Annotated in this window: 25 protein-coding genes and 1 pseudogene; 15 read left to right on the forward strand and 11 right to left on the reverse strand. The window is 69.9% G+C overall.

Annotation, left to right across the window (positions count from 1 at the left end; all coding sequences use genetic code 11):
- Nucleotides 1–63 precede the first annotated feature (63 nt).
- Both QQY66_RS26615 and QQY66_RS26620 read left to right on the forward strand, forming a co-directional pair.
- Nucleotides 64–1401: a sensor histidine kinase gene (locus QQY66_RS26615; RefSeq protein ID WP_301982812.1), complete on the forward strand. Its 1338-nt coding sequence runs from the start codon at nucleotides 64–66 to the stop codon at nucleotides 1399–1401.
- A complete protein-coding gene (locus tag QQY66_RS26620; protein ID WP_210580566.1) occupies nucleotides 1398–2063 on the forward strand; it encodes a response regulator transcription factor in 666 nt (221 codons plus the stop codon). The genes QQY66_RS26615 and QQY66_RS26620 overlap by 4 nt, the downstream gene beginning before the upstream one ends.
- Before the next feature lie 166 nt (nucleotides 2064–2229).
- Here the strand turns inward: QQY66_RS26620 and QQY66_RS26625 are convergent, their stop codons facing one another.
- The gene (locus QQY66_RS26625; protein WP_301982813.1) at nucleotides 2230–3303 is read right to left on the reverse strand and encodes an alkene reductase; all 1074 of its coding nucleotides are present in this window, start codon (nucleotides 3301–3303) and stop codon (nucleotides 2230–2232) included.
- A gap of 117 nt (nucleotides 3304–3420) precedes the next feature.
- On the opposite strand from QQY66_RS26625, the gene QQY66_RS26630 reads away from it, so the two are divergent.
- Genes QQY66_RS26630 through QQY66_RS26640 form a run of 3 tightly spaced genes read left to right on the forward strand, consistent with a single transcriptional unit; the run spans nucleotide 3421 to nucleotide 5546 of the window.
- Nucleotides 3421–3798, forward strand: a complete 378-nt coding sequence (locus QQY66_RS26630) for a MerR family transcriptional regulator (RefSeq protein ID WP_301982814.1) — start codon at nucleotides 3421–3423, stop codon at nucleotides 3796–3798.
- Nucleotides 3799–3849: 51 nt separating this feature from the next.
- Nucleotides 3850–4284: a VOC family protein gene (locus QQY66_RS26635; protein ID WP_301982815.1), complete on the forward strand. Its 435-nt coding sequence runs from the start codon at nucleotides 3850–3852 to the stop codon at nucleotides 4282–4284.
- Between the two features lie 44 nt (nucleotides 4285–4328).
- Complete coding sequence (locus tag QQY66_RS26640) at nucleotides 4329–5546, forward strand: cytochrome P450 (RefSeq protein ID WP_301982816.1); 1218 nt, start codon at nucleotides 4329–4331, stop codon at nucleotides 5544–5546.
- 193 nt (nucleotides 5547–5739) lie between these two features.
- On the opposite strand, the gene QQY66_RS26645 is transcribed toward QQY66_RS26640, so the two are convergent.
- Both QQY66_RS26645 and QQY66_RS26650 read right to left on the reverse strand, forming a co-directional pair.
- A complete protein-coding gene (locus QQY66_RS26645; RefSeq protein WP_301982817.1) occupies nucleotides 5740–7398 on the reverse strand; it encodes an ABC transporter permease in 1659 nt (552 codons plus the stop codon).
- The gene (locus QQY66_RS26650) at nucleotides 7395–8333 is read right to left on the reverse strand and encodes an ABC transporter ATP-binding protein (RefSeq protein WP_301982818.1); all 939 of its coding nucleotides are present in this window, start codon (nucleotides 8331–8333) and stop codon (nucleotides 7395–7397) included. Before QQY66_RS26650 ends, QQY66_RS26645 begins: the two co-directional genes overlap by 4 nt.
- Nucleotides 8334–8411: 78 nt before the next feature.
- On the opposite strand from QQY66_RS26650, the gene QQY66_RS26655 reads away from it, so the two are divergent.
- Complete coding sequence (locus tag QQY66_RS26655) at nucleotides 8412–8906, forward strand: GbsR/MarR family transcriptional regulator (RefSeq protein ID WP_301982819.1); 495 nt, start codon at nucleotides 8412–8414, stop codon at nucleotides 8904–8906.
- Nucleotides 8907–8982: 76 nt separating this feature from the next.
- On the opposite strand, the gene QQY66_RS26660 is transcribed toward QQY66_RS26655, so the two are convergent.
- Both QQY66_RS26660 and QQY66_RS26665 read right to left on the reverse strand, forming a co-directional pair.
- On the reverse strand, nucleotides 8983–9399 hold the full coding sequence (locus tag QQY66_RS26660) for a DUF6086 family protein (protein ID WP_301982820.1): 417 nt from the start codon (nucleotides 9397–9399) through the stop codon (nucleotides 8983–8985).
- A gap of 113 nt (nucleotides 9400–9512) precedes the next feature.
- Nucleotides 9513–10397, reverse strand: coding sequence for a diacylglycerol kinase family protein (locus QQY66_RS26665; protein ID WP_301982821.1), 885 nt, complete (start codon nucleotides 10395–10397; stop codon nucleotides 9513–9515).
- Nucleotides 10398–10598: 201 nt separating this feature from the next.
- Between QQY66_RS26665 and QQY66_RS26670 the strand changes: the two genes are divergently transcribed.
- A complete protein-coding gene (locus QQY66_RS26670) occupies nucleotides 10599–11882 on the forward strand; it encodes an adenylosuccinate synthase (RefSeq protein WP_301982822.1) in 1284 nt (427 codons plus the stop codon).
- 185 nt (nucleotides 11883–12067) lie between these two features.
- Nucleotides 12068–13876: a bifunctional UDP-sugar hydrolase/5'-nucleotidase gene (locus tag QQY66_RS26675; RefSeq protein WP_301982823.1), complete on the forward strand. Its 1809-nt coding sequence runs from the start codon at nucleotides 12068–12070 to the stop codon at nucleotides 13874–13876.
- Nucleotides 13877–14219: 343 nt separating this feature from the next.
- Here the strand turns inward: QQY66_RS26675 and QQY66_RS26680 are convergent.
- Nucleotides 14220–14798, reverse strand: a pseudogene (locus tag QQY66_RS26680) (DUF5753 domain-containing protein); the annotation flags it as partial.
- Nucleotides 14799–14832: 34 nt separating this feature from the next.
- The gene (locus QQY66_RS26685) at nucleotides 14833–15069 is read right to left on the reverse strand and encodes a hypothetical protein (RefSeq protein ID WP_301982824.1); all 237 of its coding nucleotides are present in this window, start codon (nucleotides 15067–15069) and stop codon (nucleotides 14833–14835) included.
- A gap of 296 nt (nucleotides 15070–15365) precedes the next feature.
- Here QQY66_RS26685 and QQY66_RS26690 point away from each other — a divergent pair, with 296 nt between their 5' ends.
- From QQY66_RS26690 to QQY66_RS26700, 3 genes are all read left to right on the forward strand, one after another.
- Nucleotides 15366–15632: a hypothetical protein gene (locus QQY66_RS26690; RefSeq protein ID WP_301982825.1), complete on the forward strand. Its 267-nt coding sequence runs from the start codon at nucleotides 15366–15368 to the stop codon at nucleotides 15630–15632.
- A complete protein-coding gene (locus QQY66_RS26695) occupies nucleotides 15629–16072 on the forward strand; it encodes a hypothetical protein (protein WP_301982826.1) in 444 nt (147 codons plus the stop codon). The genes QQY66_RS26690 and QQY66_RS26695 overlap by 4 nt, the downstream gene beginning before the upstream one ends.
- 164 nt (nucleotides 16073–16236) lie before the next feature.
- Nucleotides 16237–16527 (forward strand): hypothetical protein, encoded by a 291-nt coding sequence (locus QQY66_RS26700; RefSeq protein ID WP_301982827.1) that lies wholly within the window; start codon nucleotides 16237–16239, stop codon nucleotides 16525–16527.
- A 1-nt stretch (nucleotide 16528) separates the two neighbouring features.
- Here QQY66_RS26700 and QQY66_RS26705 read toward each other — a convergent pair whose 3' ends face one another.
- The 4 genes from QQY66_RS26705 to QQY66_RS26720 form a co-directional block, all read right to left on the reverse strand.
- On the reverse strand, nucleotides 16529–17179 hold the full coding sequence (locus QQY66_RS26705; protein WP_301982828.1) for a hypothetical protein: 651 nt from the start codon (nucleotides 17177–17179) through the stop codon (nucleotides 16529–16531).
- A 101-nt stretch (nucleotides 17180–17280) separates the two neighbouring features.
- Nucleotides 17281–19761: a glycosyltransferase gene (locus QQY66_RS26710; protein WP_301982829.1), complete on the reverse strand. Its 2481-nt coding sequence runs from the start codon at nucleotides 19759–19761 to the stop codon at nucleotides 17281–17283.
- On the reverse strand, nucleotides 19758–20459 hold the full coding sequence (locus QQY66_RS26715) for a GntR family transcriptional regulator (protein WP_301982830.1): 702 nt from the start codon (nucleotides 20457–20459) through the stop codon (nucleotides 19758–19760). Before QQY66_RS26715 ends, QQY66_RS26710 begins: the two co-directional genes overlap by 4 nt.
- 138 nt (nucleotides 20460–20597) lie before the next feature.
- Complete coding sequence (locus tag QQY66_RS26720; protein ID WP_301982831.1) at nucleotides 20598–21953, reverse strand: aspartate aminotransferase family protein; 1356 nt, start codon at nucleotides 21951–21953, stop codon at nucleotides 20598–20600.
- 181 nt (nucleotides 21954–22134) lie between these two features.
- On the opposite strand from QQY66_RS26720, the gene QQY66_RS26725 reads away from it, so the two are divergent.
- The 4 genes from QQY66_RS26725 to QQY66_RS26740 all read left to right on the forward strand — a co-directional run bounded on the left by QQY66_RS26725 (nucleotide 22135) and on the right by QQY66_RS26740 (nucleotide 25486).
- The gene (locus tag QQY66_RS26725) at nucleotides 22135–22737 is read left to right on the forward strand and encodes a type 1 glutamine amidotransferase family protein (protein ID WP_301982832.1); all 603 of its coding nucleotides are present in this window, start codon (nucleotides 22135–22137) and stop codon (nucleotides 22735–22737) included.
- A complete protein-coding gene (locus QQY66_RS26730; protein ID WP_301982833.1) occupies nucleotides 22734–23186 on the forward strand; it encodes a MarR family winged helix-turn-helix transcriptional regulator in 453 nt (150 codons plus the stop codon). The genes QQY66_RS26725 and QQY66_RS26730 overlap by 4 nt, the downstream gene beginning before the upstream one ends.
- A gap of 107 nt (nucleotides 23187–23293) precedes the next feature.
- The gene (locus tag QQY66_RS26735) at nucleotides 23294–23554 is read left to right on the forward strand and encodes a hypothetical protein (RefSeq protein WP_301982834.1); all 261 of its coding nucleotides are present in this window, start codon (nucleotides 23294–23296) and stop codon (nucleotides 23552–23554) included.
- A 129-nt stretch (nucleotides 23555–23683) separates the two neighbouring features.
- Nucleotides 23684–25486 (forward strand): serine/threonine-protein kinase, encoded by a 1803-nt coding sequence (locus QQY66_RS26740; RefSeq protein WP_301982835.1) that lies wholly within the window; start codon nucleotides 23684–23686, stop codon nucleotides 25484–25486.
- The last annotated feature ends 18 nt before the right edge of the window (nucleotides 25487–25504 follow it).

The following is a 25504-nucleotide window of genomic DNA, read 5'->3' on the forward strand; positions in this document are numbered from 1 at the left end:
ACCCCGAAGGACCCCTCTCACTGGTGACGACCGCGACCCCCACCGACCTCTACCGTCTTATACGTGACCGAGACGACCCAGACGCCGACGCCGCCGGGCGGCGAGTTCGATGCGTACAAGCCCCGCAGCCCGGAGTTCCGACTGGCCGCGGACGCCCTGCGCGGGCTGCGGCAAGACCTCTTCCACGACGCGTTCGCCTACCGGCCGCTGCCCCGCAGGAGCGAGGGCGGCCCGATCGTCCGGCGACTGACCGGCCGTATCCGGGAGTACGCGGCCTGGCTGCCGCACACCCTGATCACCGGGGCCGGGCTGATAGCGCTGCTCGTCGGCACGGCCGACAGCAACCCGCTCGTCGGCCTGTGCGTGCTGGCCCCGGTCCTGCTGACCATGGCCCGGCCGGTCGGTGCGTTCTGGCTGTCCCTGGCCATGGCCCCGGTCACCGCCGTGCTCGGCCAGAACGGGGACGGCTGGCCGTGGCAGCCCGGCACCTTCATCTGCCATGTGGTGGTGCTGTACGTCGTCGCGTTGCGCACCCGGCCGCGCACGGCCGCCTGGATGTGGGTGCTGACCGCGCTGTACGGGCTGATGGCGGAGAGCGTCGGCAGCGGGGGATACGGAAGCGGCTCGGACCTCATACCGATGCTGTTCTTCACCGCCCTGCTCCTGCTGGGCGTCACCGTCTGGCACATCCGCCGTGAGGCCCGCCAGGAGGTGACCGCCCAGCAGACGGTGACCGCGCACGAGCGCTCCAAGCGCACACTGCTGGAGGAGCGCACGACGATCGCTCGCGAACTGCACGACGTGGTCGCCCACCACATGTCGGTCGTCGCCATCCAGGCGGAGGCCGCCCCCTACCGGGTGGAGAACCCGCCGCCGGAGCTGGAGCGCGCCTTCGCCACCATCAGGGAGAACGCGGTGGCGGCCCTCACCGAACTCCGCCGCGTCCTGGGCGTCGTCCGGGCGGAGGACTACGAAGCCCCGGACGCCCCGCAGCCCACCCTCGGCGACCTCGACGCACTGCTGGCGAACGTGCGGGACACGGGCCTGAGCGTGGAGAAGACGGTGACCGGCGCGGTGCGCGAACTCCCGCAGGGCGTCGAGCTGTCGGCGTACCGGATAGTCCAGGAGGCACTGAGCAACACACTCAGACACGCGCCCGGCGCGAGCGCCCGTGTCGAGATCGGCTACGTCCTCGGCGGCCTGGGCCTGCGCATAGTCAACGGCCCGCCACCGGCCCCCGCCCTCGTCAAGCCCTCACCCGGCGCCGGCCACGGCATCACCGGCATGCGGGAGCGCGTCTCCATGCTGAACGGCGAGATGACGGCGGCCCGCACGGACGACGGCGGCTATGAGGTGGCGGTGTTCCTGCCGGTCACCGCGGTGATCGAAGGTGACGCATGACCATCCGCGTGCTGATCGCGGACGACCAGATGATGGTCCGCGAGGGCTTCTCGGTCCTGCTGAACGCGATGCCGGACATCGAGGTCGTCGGCGAGGCAGTCAACGGCCGGGAGGCGGTGGACCGCGTCCGCGAACTCTCCCCGGACGTCGTGCTGATGGACATCCGCATGCCCGAGCTGAACGGCATCGAGGCCACCCGGGAGATCGTCGCGGCGGACGACGCGGCGAAGGTGCTGGTGCTGACGACCTTCGACCTGGACGAATACGTCTACCAGGCGCTGCGGGCAGGAGCCTCCGGCTTCCTCCTCAAGGACGCCTCGGCCCGCCAACTCGCCGACGGCGTACGGGTGGTGGCGTCCGGCGAGGCCCTCCTCGCCCCCTCCGTCACCAAGCGCCTGATCACCGAGTTCTCCAAACTGTCCGAGGCCCCGCGCGCCATGTCCACCGCCCACGCGGCGTACGGCGAACTGACCGAACGGGAGACGGAGGTCCTGGTCCTGATCGCGCAGGGCCTGTCGAACGCGGAGATCGCCGAGCGCCTGGTGGTGGCGGAGTCGACCATCAAGACCCACGTCAGCCGGATCCTGGTGAAGCTCGGCCTCAGGGACCGCACGCAGGCGGCGGTGTTCGCGTACGAGGCGCGGCTGGTGACGCCGGGCTAGGCGGACCTGGCGAAGTCGGCTGCGGTTCGGCAGCGCCCCGAGGGGCGCGGGGAACTGCGCGATCAGCCACGACGATGCCGCAGACGATCGACGCCCCATCCCCGGCACTTCCAGCGGAGCGCTGACGCACTCCGCCGGGTCGCCGGTCACACAGCGCCGGGGGGCGTCAGGCCGCGTACTGATACGCCGGGTAGGTCAGGTATCCCGAGTCACCACCCTGGTAGTAGGTGGCCTCGTCGACGGGTGCGATCGGGAGTCCGGTGCGCAGTCGTTCGACCAGGTCGGGGTTGGCGATGAAAGCGCGACCGAAGCTGATGAGTTCGGCTCCCAGCCCGAGCCAGCGGTCGGCCTCGGCGCGGCCGGTCTGCTTCGGCCCCATCGGAAGCACCGGATTCATGATGAGGGTGCCGGGCCACGCGCGGCGCAGACCGATCAGTACCTCCTCATCGGTGGTGGCCTCGAGATGGATGTAGGCCAGCTCCAGGCGGGCCAGCTCGGGCAGCAACTCGGCGTAGAGATCGGCGACATCGGTCTCCTCAACTCCCCAGAAGGTCCCGCCCGGGGAGAGGCGGATGCCGGTCCTGGCCGCGCCGACGGCCTCGACGGTCGCCGATACCGCCTCGACGGCGAACCGGATCCGGTTGGCCGTCGAGCCTCCGTAGCGGTCCGTGCGCAGGTTGGCGTTGGTGGAGAGGAACTGCGAGATCAGGTAGCCGTTGGCGCCGTGGAGCTCGACGCCGTCGAAGCCGGCGTCGATGGCGCGGCGAGCGGCCTGGGCGTACGACTGGGCGTGCTCGGGCACCTCGGCGGTCGTCAAGGCACGCGGCATCGGTGCGGGCTGGGGCCCGGTCGGGGTGAACACGTCGCCGACGGCGGGGACGGCCGAGGGCCCGACGGGCTGCATCCCGGTGGTGTCGGGATGGGAGACCCGTCCGCCGTGCATGATCTGGGCGAAGAGCCGTCCGCCGTTGGCGTGCACGGCGGCTGTCACTTGGCGCCACGCGGTGACCTGTTCATCGGTGTGCAGTCCCGGGGTGCCCGGATTGGACTGTCCGATCAGGCTCGGCTGCACGCCCTCGGTCACGATCAGCCCGGCCGTCGCACGCTGGGCGTAGTAGGACGCCATCGAGGGCGTCGCCAGACCGCCGGCGGCGGCGCGGACCCGCGTCATCGGGGCCATCACCACCCGGTTGGGCAACGTCAGGTCACCGAGCTGATGGCTGTCGAAAAGGGTCGTCACGTCAGGACTCCATCGTGATCTGCAGTACCCGGGTCTCGGGTACGACAGTTACGCTAAAACCTCACATCCATGTGAGAGGCAAAGGTCTGTGTCGCAGGTCACAGCCGGGAGGACGGCATGCGCATCGGGGAGCTCGCGTCACGGACCGGAGTCAGCGTCCGGTCCCTGCGGTACTACGAAGAACAGGGACTGCTCACCAGCGTCCGCAGCCCCAGCGGGCAGCGGCACTATGCGGAGGATGGGGTCGAGCGGGTCATGTTCATCCAGCGGTTGTACGCCGCGGGCCTGTCCAGCCGCACCATCGCCGAACTGCTGCCGTGCCGCGATGCGCCCAGCGAGGAGAATTCCGACGCCGCACTGGAGCGGATGGAGCAGGAGCGCGACCGGCTCTCCGAACACATCGCGGACCTCATCCGCACCCGGGACGCACTGGACGGTGTGATGGCCACGGCCCGAGCGTATCGAGAGAGCCTGCGGGCACCATTGGCCGGCTGATCACGTTCAGCCGGGCCGGACGGGGGCGAGCGGGGGACGTACGGTGAGGGCATGGAGCAGCGCATCACATTGATCACGCTGGGTGTTTCCGATCTCGCACGGGCCAGGGCCTTCTACGAGGCGCTGGGCTGGCGGGGGCAGGAGGTCGAGGAGACGGTCTTCTTCCAGGCGGGCGGTCTCGGCCTGGTCCTGTGGGGCCGGGACAAGCTGGCGCGGGACTGCGGGTTGGAGCCGGGGCCGCAGGCCGGGTTCGGCGGGATCGCACTGGCGCACAACGTCCGCGCCGACGCGGAGGTCGACGCGCTGCTCGGGGTGGTGGAGCGGTCCGGTGGGACGGTCACCAAGCCCGCGGCCGTGAACGCCATCGGGTTCTACTCCGGTGCCTTCGTCGATCCGGACGGCCACGCCTGGGAAGTCGCCTACAATCCCGCGTTTCCCCTGGCCGAGGACGGCTCGGTCACCCTCCCGGATTTCGGCGGTCAGTGAGACACCCCTGGTCAGTGGGCGACCTGCCGGGCTAGCGTCCGTTCATGGCAGTAGCTTCCGACCTCGCCTTCGACCCGTGGGACCCGGCGTTCCTCGCCGACCCGTACCCCGCCTACGCCGAGCTGCGTGCGCGGGGCCGGGTGATCCGTTACGAGCCCACCGACCAGTGGCTGGTCCCGCATCACGCGGACGTCTCGGCGCTGCTGCGGGACCGGCGGCTGGGCCGCACGTACCAGCACCGCTTCACGCACGAGGACTTCGGGCGGACGGCGCCGCCGCCGGAGCACGAGCCGTTCCATGTGCTGAACGACCACGGCATGCTGGACCTCGAACCCCCGGACCACACCCGGATCCGGCGCCTGGTGTCGAAGGCGTTCACACCGCGCACGGTCGAGCAGCTCAAGCCGTATGTGGCCAGCCTCGCCGGGGAGCTGGTCGACGGGCTGGTGGAGCGCGGCGGCGGTGATCTGCTCGCGGATGTGGCCGAGCCGCTCCCCGTCGCCGTCATCGCCGAGATGCTGGGCATCCCGGAGTCGGACCGCGCCCCGCTGCGCCCCTGGTCGGCGGACATCTGCGGGATGTATGAGCTGAACCCGACCCAGGAGACGGCGGCGAAGGCGGTGCGGGCGTCGGTCGAGTTCACGGAGTATCTGCGCGAACTGATCGCGGCCCGCCGCAAGGAGCCCGGCGACGACCTCATCTCCGGCCTCATCGAGGCCCACGACGAGGGCGACCGGCTCACCGAACAGGAGATGATCTCGACCGCCGTCCTCCTCCTGAACGCCGGCCACGAGGCGACGGTGAACGCCACGGTCAACGGCTGGTGGGCCCTGTTCCGCGACCCCGGCCGGCTGGCGGCCCTGCGAGCCGACCACTCCCTCGTCCCGACCGCCATCGAAGAACTGATGCGCTACGACACCCCGCTCCAGCTCTTCGAACGCTGGGTCCTGGACGAGATCGAGATCGACGGCACGACGATCCCCAGGGGCGCGGAGATCGCCATGCTCTTCGGCTCCGCCAACCACGACCCCGAGGTCTTCTCCGCCCCCGACCGCCTCGACCTCACCCGCAAGGACAACCCCCACATCTCCTTCAGCGCAGGCATCCACTACTGCATCGGCGCGCCCTTGGCCCGCATCGAGCTGGCGGCATCGATGACGGCCCTGCTGGAGAAGGCGCCGACGCTGAGCCTGGCGGCGGAGCCGGAGAGGAAGCCGAACTTCGTGATCCGAGGGCTCGAGGGGCTCAGCGTCGAGATCTGACGCGTGTCACCAAGGCCCAGGTGCCCAGGGCGGCGGCGGTGCCGCCGAGGACCATCGGGGCAGCTCGGCGCAGAGCACGCTCCAGTCCGGGGCCTGTTCGAAGCGCCAGAGCCGCCCCCGGACGTCGATGGACCACACTGCGAGTCCCCCAACCGCGCCGACGGCCGCCGGGGGTTCCGTGGGCTGCGTCGGGCTACTTCGTCTCCAGGTCCCGCCGGCTGAAGCCCGTCAGCCCCAGCCACACCAGCCCCGCGGCGACGAGGGTCAGGAGCAGCATCGGGGTCCAGGACATGTCCGCGGCGGGCAGCTGGGGGACGTGACCGAAGGGCGAGAGGTTGTTCATCCAGTCCGGGAACTGGAGGATCTGACCGAGGTAGCCGACGACGAAGGCGTACACCGGGACGATCCAGGCCGCCGCGCTCGCCCGCGGGAACCAGCCGAAGAACACCACCGCGACGCCCACGGTCACCCACAGGGCGGGGGCGTAGGCCAGGGCCGCGCCGACCAGCTTCAGGAACAGTCCGCCGTCGCCGGTCGAGGCCGCTCCCGAGATGCCGAAGCCGAGCCCGGCAAGGAGCAGGACGAGCGTGCCGCCGCCCATGGCCACGGCCAGGTGGCTGCCGACCCAGCGGCCGCGTGAGAGGCCGGTGGACAACAGGGGCTCCGCGCGGCCCGCCGTCTCCTCCGAGCGTGGCCGCAGCGCGGCCATCACCACGTACACCGCTGCCACCACCGTGATGACCACCATGACCATCGAGGCGAACGACTCGGCGATGCTGGAGCCGCCGATGCGGTCCAGGGCGTCCTGGATCTGGTCGATGTCCTTCAGCATGTCGTCGGCGTCGCCGAGGATCGAGCCGTACATCGCGCCCATCAGGAACAGGCCCGCGCCGAAGCCGATCAGCATGCCGCGGTGCAGCCGCAGGGCGAAGCCGAGCGGCGTGCCTAGCGCCTCGGAGGCGACCGGGCTGCCCAGCTTCTCCGGGCGCAGCCCTGCGCCCACGTCCCGCCGGGTGGAGAGCACGAAGCCCGTCGCCGTACACGCCGCCGCGACCGCGAGGCACAGCAGCAGCGGCCACCAGCGGTTGTCGACGTAGACGTACGTGCGCTGCACCCAGCCGATCGGGGACAGCCAGGACAGGGCGCCGCTGGAGCCGCTGTCGCCGGCGGCGCGCAGTACGTACGCGGCGCCGATGACCGCGAGGGCCATGCCGCTCGCGGCGCGGGTGTGCGCGGTGACCTGCGCGGTGATCGCGGCGACGGCGGCGAAGACGATGCCGACGGCCGCGTGGTCGAGGCCGTACAGCAGCGACCCGGCGGTGTCGATGCCTTCCAGACCCATGCCGGACAGCCCGAAGGTGAGCAGCAGGGCGAGGGCGAGGTTGGCGAGGACCGCGACCGACAGGGCGGCGGCGAGGTGGGCGTGGCGGCCCACGACCGTCGAGCGCACCAGTTCGGCGCGGCCGGTCTCCTCCTCGGCCCGGGTGTGCCGGGTGATGATCAGTACGCTCATCAGGCCGACGAGGACGGCCATGAAGCCGAGCGTCTGGTGGCCCAGCATCGAGCCGAAGTTGTAGTTGTCGAGGTAGTGGCGCGGGCCCGACATGGCGAGGCCGGCCGGGCTGTCCATGGTCTCGACGACGTTCGCCCGGTCCTTGGGGTCGGCGTACAGGGTCTTGTAGTTGCTCGCCGTCGAGAGCGTGCCGAGGAACAGCGCCAGGATCCACACCGGGAGCCGGATCCGGTCCCGGCGCAGGGCGAAGCGGATCAGTGTGCGGGTGCCGGCCAGGGCGTTGCCGCCGGTGACGGCTGCGGCGGACGCCGGGGCCTTCGTGGTGGTGGCGGTGGTCATCGCGCAGCTCCGTTGCCGTTGCCGGCGTGGCCGTTGGCGGCCAGCTCGTCGCCGTAGTGGCGGAGCATGAGCTCCTCCAGGGTCGGTGGGTGGCTGACCAGGCTGCGGATGCCGAACTCGGTGAGCTTGCGGACGGCGCCGTCGACCTGGGCGCCGTCGACGGCGAAGCGGACGCGGCCCGCGCCCTCGTCGAGGGTCTGCAGGTCGTGGATGCCGGGCAGCGCCTCCAGGCCCACGGCCGGGCGTTCGGTCTCCGCCTCGATCGTCGTACGCGTCAGATGCCGCATCTCGGTGAGCGTGCCGGACTGCACGATCTGCCCGAGCCGGATGATGCTCACCCGGTCGGCGAGCTTCTCCACCTGGGCCAGGATGTGGCTGGAGAGCAGCACGGTCTTGCCCGCGGCCTTGGCCTCGGCGATGACGTCCTGGAAGACGACCTCCATCAGCGGGTCCAGGCCGGCGGTCGGCTCGTCGAGCAGGAGCAGTTCGGCGTCGGAGGCGAGCGCGGCGACGATGGCGACCTTCTGCCGGTTGCCCTTGGAGTACGCCCGGCCCTTCTTGGTCGGGTCCAGGTCGAAACGCTCGATGAGGTCGGTCCGGCGCTGCTTGTTGATGCCCCCGCGCAGCCGCGCGAGCAGGTCGATGGCCTCGCCGCCGGTGAGATTGGGCCACAGTTCCACGTCGCCGGGGACGTAGGCGAGACGGCGGTGCAGCACGACCGCGTCCGCCCACGGATCGTGGCCGAGCACCTGCGCGGCGCCTGAATCCGCCCGCAGCAGGCCCAGCAGGACCCGGATGGTGGTGGACTTCCCGGCGCCGTTGGGCCCGAGGAAGCCGTGGACCTCACCGGTCTCGACGTCGAGGTCGAGACCGTCCAGAGCGTGTGTCCGCCCGAACGACTTGTGCAGTCCGGAGACGGTGATGGCCTTGGTCATGTTTCAGAAAGTACGCTGTCTTCACAAATTTGTGAAGTTAAGGAAGCGTTAAAAGCGCCCCCCGATAGGATGTTGACCATGACGGAATCAGTGGAGGGTGGTCGCGACGCGGAAGCCGTCTCGAAGTTCGTCGAGTCCTTCGCGGCGCAGCTCGTCGAGGCCGGGATGCAGCGGATGGCCGCCCGGGTCTTCGCGGCGCTGCTGTCCTCCGACGCCGGGGTGATGACCTCCGTCGAACTGGGCGAACAGTTGCAGATCAGCCCCGCCGCGGTCTCCGGCGCGGTGCGCTATCTGGCCCAGACGCGCATGGTGTCGCGCGAGCGGGAGCCCGGTTCGCGCCGGGAGCGCTACCGGGTGCACGGCGACCAGTGGTACGAGGCCATGACCAACCGCGAGGCCATCATCAAGCGCTGGGAAAGTGCCCTGCGTGAAGGCGTGAACAGCCTCGGCGTCGATACGCCGGCCGGCCGGCGCATGGCCGAGACGCTCGCCTTCTTCGAGTTCATGGAGGGCGAGCTCGCGGCCATGATGGAGCGCTGGCGGGTGCGCCGCCAGCAGATGTTCGAAGTCTAGGAGTTACAGCTCCTTCGTCTCCTCCAGCACCGTCCGCCCGAGCAGCGCGCAGCGCTCCGGCGAAGCCATGCGCGGATCAGCGGGCCATGGCTCGTTCCAGCTCCCGAGCCCGTGCGCGAGCCGCTCCCGCCCAGTCCTGCCGTGGGGGCGCCGGCACCTGGATGTCCGTCCGGCCCTCGTGGCCGACCCGGGGTTCCGGCCAGTGCACGTCGACGCGGGCCCGGTCGGCCAGGGCCAGCACCGTGGCGATGAAACCGGCGGCAAGAGCGTCGATGATGCGGTGCTGCGTCCGGTCGCGCCATGCCAGCAGGGCGGTCACGAACGTCTCGAAGGCGGCCGGATCGACCTGGCACTCGTCGTTCTCCATCGGCCCGATGCCCGATGGGACCCCCAGCAGGTCCTCGTACAGCCTGACCTGCCGCACAAACAGCTGAGCGGCCCCGTTCGACGGGTTCCACAGGGTCTCTTCGCCCATGTCGAAGTACTGGCTCATGGCACGGCCTCCTGGCCCTCGACCGGAGTGGATCCCGGCCGGAGCGGATCCCGGCCGGAGCGGATCCCGGCCGGAGGCAGATTAGCCGCGGCATCGACGGGCAGGCACCCGGATTACCCGCGGCCCGTCCCGGTCACCGGCAGCGTCAGCCCCCACGCCCCCTCCAGCACCGTCCACGTCCGTGTCCGTACCGGACCGCTCACCACCGCGTCCGCCCGGTACCGGAAGTCCGCCCCGGACACCGTCACCGCACGCCCGGCCGCTCGCAACGGCGACGCCTCCGCGCCCACAGAGGCGGGCCGTACCTCCACCTCGGCCGCCCCCGCACGGCCCGGCATGACGGACACGGCCTCTACCGGCTGGTCGAGATCCACCAGCGTGACCCCGTCGACCTCCACGCGCAGCCGCGCGGGCCCGGCGGTGGGCGAGGACGGGATCGTCCGGCCCGGACGGGTGGCCAGGGTCCGTACGAAGGACTTGCAGGTCCGCAGCCAGGGATGGACGGAGGACACGACCGGCGCCCCCGCCGGATGCTCCTGGGGCTCCCGCAGGGCAAGCGGCGGAATCCGCAGCGCGCCGAGCACCACCCCGTCGCTGTCGTCGACGAGCAGATCCAGCCGCCGCTCCACCCCGTCCAGCACGGCCCGCGCCGCCGCCACCGCCCCCGTGGGCACCCCGAGCGACTGGGCCAGCGACAGCGCACCGCCCACCGGAACCACCGACAGCGCACATCCGCCCAGCTCCCGCTGCCGGTGCAGCAGGGACACCGCCCGCAGCAGCGCACGGTCGTCCCCGACGACCACGGGCCGCCGCGACCCCCGCCGCGCCAGCGCCCGGGCGAACTCCTCCGGCCCCTCCGGCAGGCACACCTTGGTCGTGGCACCCGCGCTGAGCACGTCTTTCGCGATCCGTACGGACTCTCCGTCCGTCCGACGGGCGATCGGGTCGACCACCACCAGCAACTGTGCGGACGTCGGAGAAGTCGCCACCTCGGTCATGCCTCGCTTCCTCGGGTAGCATCTTTGTGCAAGAGCCCCTTGCGCTATTGCGCCAGGGGCTTCGTCTATTCCGGGGCATCCGGTCCGACGGGTCGCGGCCAACGAAGGCCGCCGGTGTACGAAACAGGCTGTGCGAGGCACAGTCAATGTCGCGTACGCCTCTGACCTTGGACATGCCCCGCCCGGAAGGGGTGTACGCGCGTGCCCGCACTTGTGCTGCTCGGTGCTCAGTGGGGTGACGAAGGCAAGGGAAAGGCGACGGACCTGCTAGGCGGGTCGGTCGACTACGTAGTGCGCTACCAGGGCGGCAACAACGCCGGCCACACGGTAGTCGTGGGCGACCAGAAGTACGCCCTCCACCTCCTTCCTTCCGGAATCCTGTCCCCGGGGTGCACCCCGGTCATCGGCAACGGTGTCGTCGTCGACCCGTCGGTCCTGCTCTCCGAGCTGAGCGGGCTGAACGAGCGAGGCGTCGACACGTCCAAGCTCCTGCTCAGCGGAAACGCTCACATCATCACGCCGTACAACGTCACCGTCGACAAGGTGACGGAACGCTTCCTCGGCAAGCGGAAGATCGGCACCACCGGCCGCGGCATCGGCCCCACCTACGCCGACAAGATCAACCGCGTCGGCATCCGCGTCCAGGACCTCTACGACGAGTCGATCCTCACCCAGAAGGTCGAAGCGGCCCTCGACGTCAAGAACCAGATCCTCACCAAGCTGTACAACCGGCGCGCGATCGCCGTCGACCAGGTGGTCGAGGAGCTGCTGACCTACGCCGACAAGCTCGCGCCGTACGTCACCGACACGGTCCTGGTCCTCAACCAGGCCCTGGAGGACGACAAGGTCGTCCTCTTCGAGGGCGGCCAGGGCACGCTGCTGGACATCGACCACGGCACGTACCCCTTCGTCACCTCGTCGAACCCGACCGCGGGCGGCGCCTGCACGGGCGCCGGCGTCGGCCCGACGAAGATCAGCCGCGTCATCGGCATCCTCAAGGCGTACACGACCCGCGTCGGCGCGGGCCCGTTCCCGACCGAGCTCTTCGACAAGGACGGCGAGGCGCTGCGCCGCATCGGCGGCGAGCGGGGCGTCACGACCGGCCGTGACCGGCGCTGCGGCTGGTTCGACGCGGTGATCGCGAGGTACGCCACCCGCGTCAACGGCCTGACGGACTTCTTCCTCACCAAGCTGGACGTCCTCACCGGCTGGGAGCAGATCCCGGTCTGCGTGGCGTACGAGATCGACGGCCGGCGCGTCGAGGAACTCCCGTACTCCCAGTCCGACTTCCATCACGCGAAGCCCGTCTACGAAATGCTGCCCGGCTGGTCGGAGGACATCTCGAAGGCCAAGACCTTCGCCGACCTCCCGAAGAACGCGCAGGACTACGTCAAGGCCCTGGAGGAGATGTCCGGCGCCCCGATCTCCGCGATCGGCGTCGGTCCCGGGCGGGACGAGACGATCGAGATCAACTCGTTCCTGTAGGGCTTGGAGGGCTTGGAGGGCTTGGAGGGCTTGTAGGCCTGTACGGCATCCGCATGGGCCGGTCATGAGTTGGACTTCCTTGACCGGCCCATGGCCACTTCCTGGTTCCTTGGGGAACTGGCGGAACGCAACTATCTACGCGGGTAGTTGTGTCCGTCCGCCCTCTCCAGTACCAGGAGCTCCTTATGCCCGTCAGTCCCATGAACCGCCGCGCCTTCGTGAAGAAGTCCGCCGTCACCGGTGCGGCCGTCGCCGCTGCGGGCGCCGTGGCCGCGACCCCCGCCCAGGCCGCCGGGCACAAGCCCGCGAAGGGCAACAAGACCTGGTCGTTCTCCATCCTGGGCACCACCGACCTGCACAGCCACGTCTTCGACTGGGACTACTACAAGGACGCGGCCTACAGCGACAGCAAGGGCAACTCCGTGGGCGTCGCCCGCGTCGCCACGCTCATCAAGCAGCAGCGGGCGGCGAAGGGGGAGCAGCGGGTGCTGCTCGTGGACGCCGGCGACATCATCCAGGGCACGTCCCTCGCCTACTACTTCGCGCGCGTGCAGCCCATCACCGGCGAGGACGCCCCCAAGCACCCGATGGCCGTCGCCATGAACCACATGCGCTACGACGCCGCCGCCCTCGGCAACCACGAGTTCAACTACGGCATCGACGTGCTCAGGGAGTTCGAGCAGCAGTGCCACTTCCCGCTGCTCGGCGCCAACGCCCTCGACGCGAAGACGCTCCGACCCGCCTTCCCGCCGTACACCGTGAAGCGGATCCGCGTGCCGGGCGCCCCCGACATCAAGGTCGGCATCCTCGGGCTCACCAACCCCGGTATCGCGCTGTGGGACAAGGACAACGTCAGCGGCAAGATGGTCTTCCCCGGCCTCGTCGAGCAGGCGAAGAAGTACGTGCCCCGGCTGCGCGCCCTCGGCTGTGACGTCGTCTTCCTGACCGACCACTCCGGGCTCGACGGGTCTTCGTCGTACGGCGACGAACTCCCGTACGTCGAGAACGCCTCCAACCTCGTCGCCGAACAGGTCCCCGGCATCGACGCGATCCTCGTCGGCCACACCCACGTCGAGGTGCCGTCGTACACCGTCAAGAACGCGGAGACCGGCGAGGGGGTGCTTCTGTCGGAGCCGTACTGCTGGGGCTACCGGCTCAGCGTCTTCGACTTCGAGCTGGAACTCGTGCGGGGCCAGTGGAAGGTGACCGGCAAGACCGCCCAGACCCTCAACCCCAACACCGTGGACGAGGACCCGGAGATCAAGAAGCTCCTGGAGGCCGACCACGAACTGGTCGTGAAGTACGTCAACACGGCCGTCGGCACCTGCACCGAGGACCTCTCGGCGGCGGAGTCCTGCTGGAAGGACGTCCCCATCATGGACTTCATCCACCAGGTCCAGATGGACACCGTCAAGGCCGGCCTGTCCACCTCCGACGCCGCCCTCCCGCTCATCTCCGTCGCCGCGCCCTTCTCCCGCACGGCCGACATCCCCGCGGGCAGCGTGACCATCAAGGACATCGCCGGGCTCTACATCTACGACAACACCCTCTACGGCAAGAAGCTCACCGGCGCTCAGCTCAAGGACTACCTGGAGTACGCGGCGAAGTACTACCACCAGGTGCCGAAGGGCACCGCCGTGGACACCTCGACGCTGACGAACGCCAACAGCTTCTGGGACTACATGTACGACATCGCCGCGGGTGTCTCGTACGAGATCGACATCGCGGCGGCGGAGGGCTCACGGATCAAGAACCTGACCTACAACGGCACTTCGGTCACCGACGACCAGGTCTTCGTCGTCGCCGTCAACAACTACCGGGCCAACGGCGGCTCCGGCTACCCGCACATCGCCTCCGCCGACATCGCCTACAGCTCCACCAACGAGATCCGCCAGCTGATGATCGACTACGTGACCTCGAAGGGGACCCTGGACCCGAAGGACTTCGCGGTCACCAACTGGAAGCTGACGCAGGACGGGACGCCCGTATTCTGACCGCCGTTCCAGAACTCCGCGTCCATCGATTGTTTACGCCCCCTTGGTGGTTCTTGTACCCGAAGTATTCATTGACCTCGGGGGAGAACGATGGACACGGAAACCTGCATACGGGAGCTGGGCAGGCCGGGAAGCGTACGGGAGTTGGGCGGGGTGCGGGTGTCCGCCGTGCGCTGCCCGGGGAAGCGGTCGCCGCTGCGGCGGCGAGCGAGCAGAAGGACACGACACGGCACCTTCGACGGCGCTGAACGCGGGCACGTTCTGAGCGCGGTGAACAGCAACTAGGAGGGGACTCCGGCGGGGGTTTTGGAGTCGCGGATGTGGATGGTGGTGGTGTGGGGTGCTCGACGAGGCCCAGCGATTCCCGTGGGCCCAGGGCCTGTGAACGGATCTTCGCATAGCGGTGCACGTATGTCGTCACCTTGGCAGCGTCGCTGACGAGGATGCTTTCGTCCTGGGGCTCCAGGTAGACGAGGTGCTCGTGATCGGGGGTTTCCACGACCGTCATGTCACCGCGACAGCCAGCGTGTTCACCGTCCAGCCCGCAGCCCATCGGCAGCACCTGAAGCGTCACGTTACGACGCCTGCCGCACTCCACGAGATGCAGTGGCTGCCCGCGCATGACCTCCCGGCTGCCGATCGTGCGCCGCAGCGCGGACTCCTCGACGACCAGCTCGATCAGTGCCGTCGGATCCCGGTCGAAGTGTGCCCGTCGCGCCAACCGCGCCTCGACCAGCTCTGCCACGCGCTCGTCCTTGAGGGGTGGATAGCCTCCGCCGATCAGTGCGCGGGCGTACTCCTCCGTCTGGAAGAGGCCGTGCACCACGAAGGTGACGTACGTGGACAGCGTCAGCGCCCGCTGCTCCAGCAGCACATAGTTCTTGAACTGCGCCGGGTACTTGTCCAGCCGCATCAACCGGCGCATCTCCTGGTGCCCGGTGAGCGCACTGACGTACCTATTGGCCCTCCCGGGTGGCGCCCGCGTTGCCTTCCGGGCGCTTGCCGCGCAGCGCCCGGAGAGGCGGGCGCGTATTGCCGCCGCCCTGCGTGAGCTGGAGGGGCGGCGGGATCCGCGGCCGGTGGTGCGCGGGGGCGGGGGAGCGGGTCAACTCCCCGGTGTTCACGAGGTGTTCGACGCCCCGTGCGAAGTCGGGCCACCAAGGAGTGAAACCGAAAAAATCCGGGATCGGCACGCGCGAAGCAGGCAGACGGCGCTCGCCGCGCGGATGCTCATCTCCCTCGGGCGGATCGATTCCCGGCTCACCCTCGACGCCACCGAGGCGCTGCGGCTGGCGCCGCTCGTCGAGGTGGGGTGGGCGCGGGGCGTGCGCTGGTGGAGGACCGTTTGCGGCGTGCGCGTCCGGTGTCCGCGTAGGCGCATACAGACTCCCGGCCCGCATTCGCTCGCCGGGTCCATCGAAAAAACGGAGTGTCGATGACCGTCACACTCGTACGCCCTGAGGCGGTATACCGTCGGTATACTGTCCTCATGGCTGACACCACGATCAAGGTCGACCCCGCCGTCCGAGACCGCCTCCAGGAGCTGGCCCGGGAGCGCGGGATGAGCATGCGGGACTTCGTGGCGGAGCTGGCCGGCGCCACGCCCACGAAGGAAGAGCTGCGCAAGCGCTACGAGGAGACCAAGGCGTACGTCGAGGAGCACTTCCTGGGGCGGCCCTACACCGAGGAGGACGAGAAGGCCGGCGAGAAGCTGTGGGCCGACCTGGAGGCCGGGCGCATCGGGGAGGTCCAGTGACGGGCGAGAAGAGGTACCCGCTGCCGCGTGCCGTCATCTTCGACGACACGGCCGCGCTCGCCCTCGGAGCGGGGAACAGTATGGCCTCGCGGCTCGTCGTCGAGGCCGAGAAGGATCCCGCTCTGCGGGTCTATATCCCGGCGCTCAGCCTCGCCGCTGCCGAGCGTGAGCGGGCCGGTGTTGCCGAACATCTTGGCGCGTTGCCCTCGGTCGACATCGAGGGGCTCGACTTTGCAGCGGCCGCCGCCGTTGGCAAGCGCCTGCGGACGGCGAGTGCCGGGGATGGCGGCAAGGACGAGCCGGACTGGAGCGGCGCCCACGTGTTGCACCTCGCGCTGCCTACCGTGGAGTGGCCACGCGGGCGTCCCGTCCTGACCAGGACGCCGACTCGCTACCGAGGTACGGGTGTCCGCACCATCCGCATCTTCGAGCAGAACTGACGGTGCCCCGGAGGGGAGGGTGCCCGTCGGTGTCCTCCCCTCGTGCCTCTGCCCCTGATGGACCAGTGAGCGGGCGAAGTGTGCATATCGCCCATAGCGTGAGCGCGTACGGGGTCGTCTCCGTATGTGTCCGATCCGCGTGGAATCAGAAGAAGGTGAGTGTCATGCGCGTGCTGCTCCAGGCCCATCTCGACACCGAGAAGACGAACGACATCATCCGCAGCGGCAAGATGCCTCAGGTGATGCAGGAGGTCGTCGGGGCCTTCAAGCCGGAGTCCTCGTACTTCACGTCCGACGCCGGCGTCCGCACGATGTTCCTGGTCTTCGACATGCAGGACTCCTCCCAGATGCCACCGCTCACCGAGCCGCTCTTCGAGAAGTTCGGCGCCGAGGTGAACTACTCACCGGTGATGAACCTCGACGATGTGCAGAAGGGGCTGGCCCAGTTGAAGTAGGTCAGCTGAAGATGATCATCGAGCCCTGCGCCAGACTCCGTGTCGCCGCCGCGTGCAGGCCGAGCCAGACGTGGCGCTCGCGGGCGAAGGGGCTGGGGTCGTAGGGGGCGGGGACCGCGGGTTCCTCCAGTTCGGTGGGGGCCAGTGGGGGCTGAGGTGGTGCCGGGGGGTTGGCGGGGTCGATGCCGATCGCCGGCGCTACGAATTCCAGCTCACGCAGGAGTGTCTGCGAGGAGCCCAACGGGCCGCCTCCCGCGAGGAGTTCGTCGTTGGCGAGGGGGTGCGGGAAGTCTACGGGGACGTATGCGCCCGCATGGTCGTAGTGCCAGACCAGGTGTGACTGCTGGGCCGTCGTCTCGAACATCTCCAGGAGCTGTTCGTAGTCGCCGCCGAGTGCGTCGACCGGCGTCACCGGCAGGCCGCAGACCTGGAGCAGGTAGGCGCGGCGCAGGAAGTGCAGCGCGTCGTAGTCGAAGCCGGCCACCGGGGCGACCTCGCCGGACAGGCCCGGCATGTACTGGTACACCGGCACCGGTGGCAGCCCGGCCTCGGCCAGCACCTTGTTGTATTGCGCGAGTTCCTCGGCGAACGGGTTGTCGGGCGTGTGGCACAACACGTCGACGAGCGGTACCAGCCACAGGTCACAGGCCAAAAGAGGTCTCCTCGTAACGACTAGAAACGGCTAGAAGCGACTAGAAACTGAGCGACTGGCGACTTCTGAAACGACTAGGACAGTAGTGGGTGTCGTGCCCATCAGCTCCCCGCGTGCAGATCCCATACCCATACCCCGCCGGTCCATTTACCAGGGCTGCCCACCAGCTTCTCCACCGTCTCGCGGAGCTTGTCGTCGTTCTGCTGCGGCGCCAGCACCAGCACGCCCGCCTTCCAGAAGGCGAAGTCGTGCCGGGCCAGCGTCCGCCAGTTCGCACCGATCTCCGGGACCTTGCCCGAGTAGCCCACCTCCCGCAGGAGGTTGGAGGTGTCGCGGGGGGAGGCGCCGTAGATGCCGATGCGCTCCTCGCCGTAGGGGCCGTTGAAGTAGCCGCCGGGGAGCTTGAAGCCCATGTCGGCTTCCGTCTGCCAGTGCAGGGCCTCCGCGTTGCCGGGATCCGGCAGCGGGACCGGGACGAGCGACTCGCCCTTTCCGAGGTACGACTTCCAGCTCCCGTCCGCGATGAAGGCGGGCACCTCCACCCGGTCCACCGCCTTCAGCGGGGCGGGGACGAGGGGGAGCAGGGCGAGGCAGACGCCGAGGAAGCCGACGAACTGCGTGCTCACGGGGCGGGTGGCGGCCAGCCTGTCCACCGCCAGCGCCACCAGCATGCCCAGCGCCGGTGCGCACACCATCGCCACCCGGCCCTCGATGACCGACTCGAACAGCGGCTTCTCGGCGAGCAGCGCCCAGGGGCCGGGCAGCACCACGTCCGTCAGCGGGATACGGAACTCCGGGCCCAGGGAGAGGAAAGCCGCCGCGACCGCCGTGAACGCCAGCGCCTTGACCAGGGCGTGCTCCCACAGTCGTACGACGATCGCGAAGGCGAGGGCGACCAGCGGCCAGCCGTAGAAGGCGTTCTGCTCGGTGGGGTTGAGGGAGAGGGCGTTCGCGGTGTCCGCGTCGCCCGCGATGAGCGAGCGTTCGGCGAAGGAGAGCAGGGCCAGCGGGCTGTTGCCCGCGTTGTCGCCGTGCAGGACGCTGTGGTAGCTCTGCGGGCCGAAGAACTGCCAGGCCAGGGCGTAGATGACCAGGGGGAGGCAGGTCGCGGCGCCGATCAGCAGGCCCTTGCCGAGAGGACGCCAGGACGCCTTCGCCACATCCCGTCGTACGACTCCGTACGCGGCGGCGAACAGGAGCATCCCCATCGCCGCCAGGAGGAGGGGCTCCTCGCCGAGGTAGATCTGGTACGCCGCCATCAGGCCCAGCACGATCCCGTCCCGTGCGACCCGGGTGCCTGAGCAGAGCCTCAGCGCGCGGTCGATGATCAGCGGGATCATGAACAGGATGATGAAGTTCGGGTGCGCGTTGGCGTGGCTGACCATCGGCGGGGCGAAGGCCGCGAGGGACGCGCCGACGAAGGCCGCGGCGCGTTGCCGTACGACCCGTTTCACGATCAGCCAGTACCAGGTGGCGGCGGTGGCCGCGAGGCCCAGCGTCATCACGACGCTCAGGGAGATCGCCGGACCCGCGAGCAGGGTCAGCGGCGTGAAGGGGACGGACAGGCCGAGCATGACCGTGTTGGCCATGAGGTTCACGCCGTCGGGGAAGCCCTGGAGGTCGGTGAAGAGGGGGTTGCGGAAGTGGGCGACGTTGTCGGCCGTCACCGCGAAGAACCACTCCCACTGGTTCTGGTCCCGGAGCGAATCCGGCAGGTAGCGGCCGTTCGGGTCGATCAGGCGGCCCGAGTAGAGGACCACCGCCATCAGCAGGAAGAGGGCGACGGCCAGGAGGTCCGCCGGGCGGAGCGCGCGGGCCTTGAGGCGGGCGAGTTCGGCGAGGACGCGGCCGTAGTCGAGGGGGCCGACCTTCGAGCCGCTCTGGTGCGACCAGCGGACCGGGACCTCGGCGAGCGGCCAGTCGGCGCGGCGGAAGTGCTGGAGGACCTCCACGTCGATGCCCCAGCCGTCGAGGCGGGAGTCGGCGAAGGCCTCGCGGGCGCGGTCGCCGTCGAAGAGCTTGAAGCCGCACTGGGTGTCACGGATGCCGGGGACGGCGGTCCGGCGTATGAGTACGTTGCCCGCGCGGCCGAGCAGTTCGCGCAGCGGGTGCTGGCGGTCGCCGATCGTCGCGCCGGGGACGGAACGGGAGCCGATCGCGGCGGCGTAGCCCTCGCTGAGCGCCTTGTCGAGCCGTTCCAACTCCTCGATGGGCGCTGCCAGATCGGCGTCGGTGACCAGCACCCGACGGCCACGGGAGGCGGCGACGCCGAGGCGGAGGGCGGCGCCCTTGCCGCGGTTGCGGTCGCCGGTGACGAGGCGGATGCGGGCGTCGTGCGGTTCGGTCCCCTCAGCGCGCTTGGTCCCCTCGGTCTGCTCGGTCCTCTCGGCGCGCTCGGTGACGAGGTCCCGGGTGCCGTCGGTGGAGCCGTCGTCGGCGACGACTATCTCCCAGTCGCCCCAGCGGCCCTCGTCCTCGCCGAGATAGTCGGCGATGGCGTCGAGGGTGGGGCCGAGACGCCGTTCTTCGTTGTAGGCGGGGATGACGACGGAGAGGTCCACGGCCGTCTCAGGGCCCTTCATCCGGCGGCCAGCCGTTCGATGAGGGCCAGGGAGTCCGCGTTGTACGCGGCGACGATCGCACGTGCCTCCGTCGTGTCGCGTCGGGCCAGCGCGTCGACCAGCTCGGTGTGGCAGGACCAGAGGTGGCCGCGCAGGTCGGTCACCCGGCGCAGGTGCTGGACCGCGCAGACCCAGGACTGGACGCGCAGCCGGTGCAGGAAGTCGGCGAGGTAGGGGTTGCCGAAGAGGTTGCCGAGTTCCTTCCAGAAGCGCAGGTCGTAGCCGATCAGGACGGTGAGGTCGCCCGCGGCTGCCGCGCGCTGTGCCTCCTCGCCGCGTCGGCGCACTCCGGCGAGGCCGGCGGCGAAACGGGCGTCCGTGGGGTTGTGGTAGCCCCGGTGATTGCTGTCCAGTGCCTGGAACATGCCCGCGATGACCAGGCTGCGGGCCTCGAGGATGCCGCGGTAGTCCGCTACGGAGTACTCGTGGACGTGGAAGCCGCGATGCTGGTCGGCGTCGAGGAGGCCCTGCGCGGAGAGATCGACCAGTGCCTCGCGTACGGGGGTGGCGGAGACGCCGTACTGCTCGGCTATCTCCTTCACCGTGAACTCCTGACCCGGCTGCAGCCGCCCCGCCAGCACCTCGTCGCGAAGCGCCTCGGCGATCTGCTGCCGCAGGGTGCTGCGGGTCACGGCGCCGTTGCCGCTGGTGCCGGGCATGGTCGGGGCGTCTCCCTACGTCGCGATGGGGTGGCGTGCTCGCATATGTCTACGAGCACGCCACCTTACGCGTTCGGGTTGCAGGGGTCGCCGTCCCGGCGGGGGGAGGGAGAACCGAGGTGTTTCTTGGAGTCGCGCCTACTTCGCGAACTCGTCGGCCACGCCCAGCGCAGCGTCCAGCGCCGACAGCCCCTCCTTCAGTTCCGCCTCGCTCACGTTGCACGGCGGTACGACATGTGTCCGGTTCATGTTGATGAACGGCCAGATCCCGTTCGCCTTCGCGGCGGAGCCGAACGCGGTCATCGGGGCGTTCGCCTCGCCGGACGCGTTGTACGGCACCAGCGGCTCGCGGGTCTCCTTGTTCTTCACGAGTTCCAGCGCCCAGAACATGCCTACGCCCCGCACCTCGCCCACGCACGCGTGCCGCTCGGCCAGCTCCCGCAGCGCCGGTTCCACAACCTCCGCGCCGAGCTTCGCCGCGTTCTCGACGACCCCCTCCTCGGCCATCACGTTGATCGTCGCGACGGCGGCGGCGCAGGCCAGGGGATGCCCGGAGTAGGTCAGCCCACCCGGATAGGCCCGCTTACCGAAGGTCTCCGCGATCGCCCCGGAGATCGCGACCCCGCCCAGCGGCACGTACCCGGAGTTCACGCCCTTCGCGAAGGTCAGCAGGTCCGGCGTCACATCGAACAGGTCCGCCGCGAACCACTCACCCGTCCGTCCGAACCCGGCCATGACCTCGTCCAGCACGAAGACGATCCCGTACTTGTCGCAGATCTCACGGACGCCCGCCAGATAGCCCGGCGGTGGCACCATGATCCCCGCGGTCCCCGGAATCGTCTCCAGGATGATCGCGGCGACCGTCGACGGCCCCTCGAAGGCGATCGTCGTCTCCAGGTGTTCGAGAGCCCGTTCGCACTCCTGCTCCTCCGTCTCCGCGTAGAAGCGGGAGCGGTACAGGAACGGCGCCCAGAAGTGCACGACCCCGGCGGAACCGGCGTCCGACGCCCAGCGGCGCGGGTCACCGGTGATGTTCACCGCCTGCTGCGTACCACCGTGGTAGGAGCGGTACGCCGACAGCACCTTCGGCCGGCCCGTGTGCAGCCGGGCCATCCGTACCGCATGCTCGACCGCGTCCGCGCCGCCGTTGGTGAAGAAGATCTTGTCCAGGTCACCCGGCGTCCGCTCGGCGATCAGCCGCGCCGCCTCCGACCGCGCCTCGATCGCGAACGCGGGCGCGAAGGTCGTCATCCTCGCGGCCTGCTCCTGGATCGCGGCGACGACCTTCGGGTGCTGGTAGCCGATGTTCGTGTAGACGAGCCCGCTGGTGAAGTCGAGGTAGCGCCGGCCGTCGTAGTCCCAGAAGTACGACCCCTCCGCGCCGGCGACGGCGAGCGGGTCGATGAGTTCCTGCGCGGACCAGGAGTGGAAGACATGCGCACGGTCCGCGGCCTTCACGGCGGCGCCGACCTCGGGGTTTGGCTGAGGGGTCATGCGGGCGAGCGTAAATGTCCGCGATACGGAAGCGGTATCGGCGTCCTGTCTGTGGGATGAGGCTTTCCGCGACAGGTTGTCGACAACGAGTTGTCCCGCGAGTTGTCCCGGTTCGTCATTGACAGCATGCTGCGTTAATGACAACATACTGTCAATGAGTTCGAAAGGCCGAGGAGGAACCATGAGCCACCAGCCCGTACACCTCGCCGTCTACAACACCCTCGCCGACTGGGAGCCCGGTCACGCGACCGCCCATCTCGCCCGCGCCGGGTACCCGATCCGTACCGTCGGCCCCACCCGCGACCCGGTCACCAGCATCGGCGGGCTCCGCATCCAGCCCGACCTCGTCCTGGACGACGTACGCCCCGAAGACAGCTCGCTGCTGATCCTCCCGGGCGCCGATCTCTGGGACACGAGCGACGATCTCGCGCCGTTCGCACGCAAGGCACGGGAGTTCCTCGACGCCGGCGTCCCCGTCGCCGCGATCTGCGGAGGCACCGCGGGACTCGCCCGCGAGGGACTGCTCGACGACCGCGACCACACCAGCGCCGTCTCCTTCTATCTCGCCGCCACCGGATACAAGGGCGGTGACCGGTACGTCGACGCGGACGCCGTGACCGACGGCAACCTCGTCACGGCCGGTCCCACCGAGCCCGTCGCCTTCGCGCGGGAGATCTTCCGGCTGCTCGGGGTGTACGAGGGTGAGGTGCTCGACGCCTGGTACCGGCTGTTCCACGACTCGGACGCGGAGGCGTACGCCGTCCTTCAGGAGGCGGCCGAGTGAGCAGGCAGGAGCTGCTCAGCCGCAGCGCCCTCGGCGTCTTCCGGCTGAACGGTCAATTCCTCGCCGTGGCCGAGGAGCTGGCGCGGCCGGCTGGGCTCACCGCCGCCTGGTGGCAGGTGCTCGGCGCGGTGCTGCGGGAGCCGTTGCCGGTGTCCGGGATCGCGCGGGAGATGGGCATCACGCGGCAGAGCGTGCAGCGGATCGCCGATCTGCTGGTGGAGCGAGGGCTCGCCGAGTACCGGCCCAACCCCGCCCACCGCCGCGCCAAGCTCCTCGCGCCGACCGAGGAGGGGCTCGCGGCGGTCCGCCGGATCGACCCCGGGCACGCCGTCTTCGCCGACCGGCTCGCGGAGGCCTTCGGGGAAGACGAACTCATGGACGCCGTACGAACCCTGGAACGGCTGTCGAAGGTCCTGGAGCAAGTGGGCCTCCCTGTTACGGAACCTTGAAGCGCTCTCCCGCCTGGGCAGGCGCAGCAGCAGCGTTGAGGGGCGAGCAATGGGCTTCAGTGCCCGCCTCTTGGTACATGGCTCACGGTCTGTGCCACTGTTCGCCCATGACCAGCGACTACGACCGCGTCCGCACCGGTATCGAGTTCATGACCGCCTACGTCTCCGGGAACGACCTCCTCGGCGCCTACCTGGCTGAGCGGCGACGTGAAGACCCCGCCGCAGCCGAGAACTTGATGGACGGCACAGCGGCCCTGTGCGCGGCGCTGCTGCGGACGTTGGCGCGGATGACGGGGAAGACCGAGCACCAGATTCTGCAAGAGCTGGCCCGGGGCACTCACCGGCACGAGCAGCGGTCCGACGAGTGACCCGGAGCCCCGTCAGAGCCAGAGTGACCAGACGACAAGCGTCGCTTCGAGGGGCGGAGTGCAGCCCTCCGAGGCCCGTAGACTCCTTCGGTCTGTGCACAGCGCGTATGGGGGGAGGGCGGCGCGGCGATGGAGGAACTGAGGGCCGGGGATCCACCGCGGATCGGGGCGTACCGGCTGCTGGCGCGGCTGGGTGCGGGCGGGATGGGGCAGGTGTATGTGGCCCGGTCCGACCGGGGGCGGACCGTCGCGGTCAAGCTGGTGCGGGAGGAGCTGGCCGCGCAGGAGGAGTTCCGGGCGCGGTTCCGGCAGGAGGTGCAGGCCGCGCGGCAGGTCGGTGGGGACTGGACCGCGCCGGTGCTGGACGCCGACACCGAGGCCGCCGTGCCCTGGGTGGCCACCGGGTATGTCGCCGGGCCCAGCCTTCAGCAGGTCGTCGGCCGTGATCATGGGGCGCTGCCCGAGCGGTCCGTGCGCATCCTCGCGGCCGGGCTCGCGTATGCGCTCAAGGACATTCACGCGGCCGGGATCATCCACCGGGATCTGAAGCCGTCCAATGTGCTGGTCACCATCGACGGGCCTCGGGTCATCGACTTCGGGATCGCCCGTGCCCTGGAGACCGTGACCGACGGCGGACTCACCCGCACCGGCGCGCTCGTCGGCTCGCCCGGCTTCATGGCGCCCGAGCAGGTGCGCGGTGACCGGATCACCCCGGCGTGCGATGTGTTCTGCCTCGGCTCCGTCCTCGCCTACGCCGCCACCGGCAACCTCCCCTTCGGCGCCGCGGGCAGCGGGGTCCACGCCCTGATGTTCCGCATCGCCCAGGAGGAACCCGACCTGGAGGGCGTACCGGAGGGGGTCGCCGACCTCGTACGGCATTGTCTGCTCAAGGATCCGGCGGCGCGGCCGACGCTCGACGAGATCCTGGAGCGTACGGGCGCCGACGCGACCGTCTCGGACGGGCGCTCGCGGGATCCGTGGCTGCCCGGCGCGCTGGTGGCCCAACTCGGGCGGCACGCCGTGCAGTTGCTGGAGACGGAGGATCCGGAAGCTGTTGAAGCGTCCCCCGAGCATGCGCCGGCCGCGGACGACGACGCTCCTACGGCCGTACAGGCGCCGCCTCCGCCCGGACAGCCGGGTGGCGGTGCCCCCTTGAACCATCTGCCCACCATGGTCTCGGGCCAGGGCCCCCAGGCCCCGCCGCCCGCCCCCGCGCCGCACCCGGCGTACGGCTATCCCCAGCAGCACCCGCAGCCCGCGGGGTACGGGTACCCGCAGCAGCCGGGGGCCGGGGCGCCGCCGTACGGCCAGCAGTACAACCCGTACGGCAGCCTCGGCGCGACCCCGCCGTACGGGCCCGGCGCTCCCCAGGAACCGCCAGGCCGCAGCGGCCGTTCCACGGTGCTGCTCGTCGTGATCGCGCTGGTCGTGGCGCTGGCCGCCGGCGGTTCGGTGTACGCGCTCATGAACGGCACGGGGGACGACAAGAGCGACGGCAAGTCCACCGCGTCGCCGAGTGCGGGCGCCTCCGCCACGTCCGGGCCGACGACAGCGCCGGAGTCGCCCCCGGCCCCCTCGGCGCCCGCCGACGGTGCGATCCCGACGGCGTTCCTGGGCACGTGGTCCGCGACCATCGACAACGACGCCGGGAACCACAGCCGTCGACTCACCCTCCAGCAGGGCGAGGTGGGTGACACGGTGCTCTCGCTCGTGGCCGACGGCCCGGACTATCACTGTGTGTTCCAGGCGCAGCTGGCCGAAGAGCCGGGCGCGGACGGCCCGTTGAAGATCGGCCCGTCCACCGTCACCGTCGGTGAGCCGGCCTCCTCCTGCACCCCGGGCGCCGCCACCGAGCTGACGCTGCTGCCGGACGGCCGTCTGGAGCGGGTGAACGCGAGCAGCGGGGAGAAGCTGGCCTATACACGGCAGTGACCAAGTCCGCCTATGTGC

Source organism: Streptomyces sp. DG2A-72 (genome assembly GCF_030499575.1).
GTDB lineage: Bacteria > Actinomycetota > Actinomycetes > Streptomycetales > Streptomycetaceae > Streptomyces.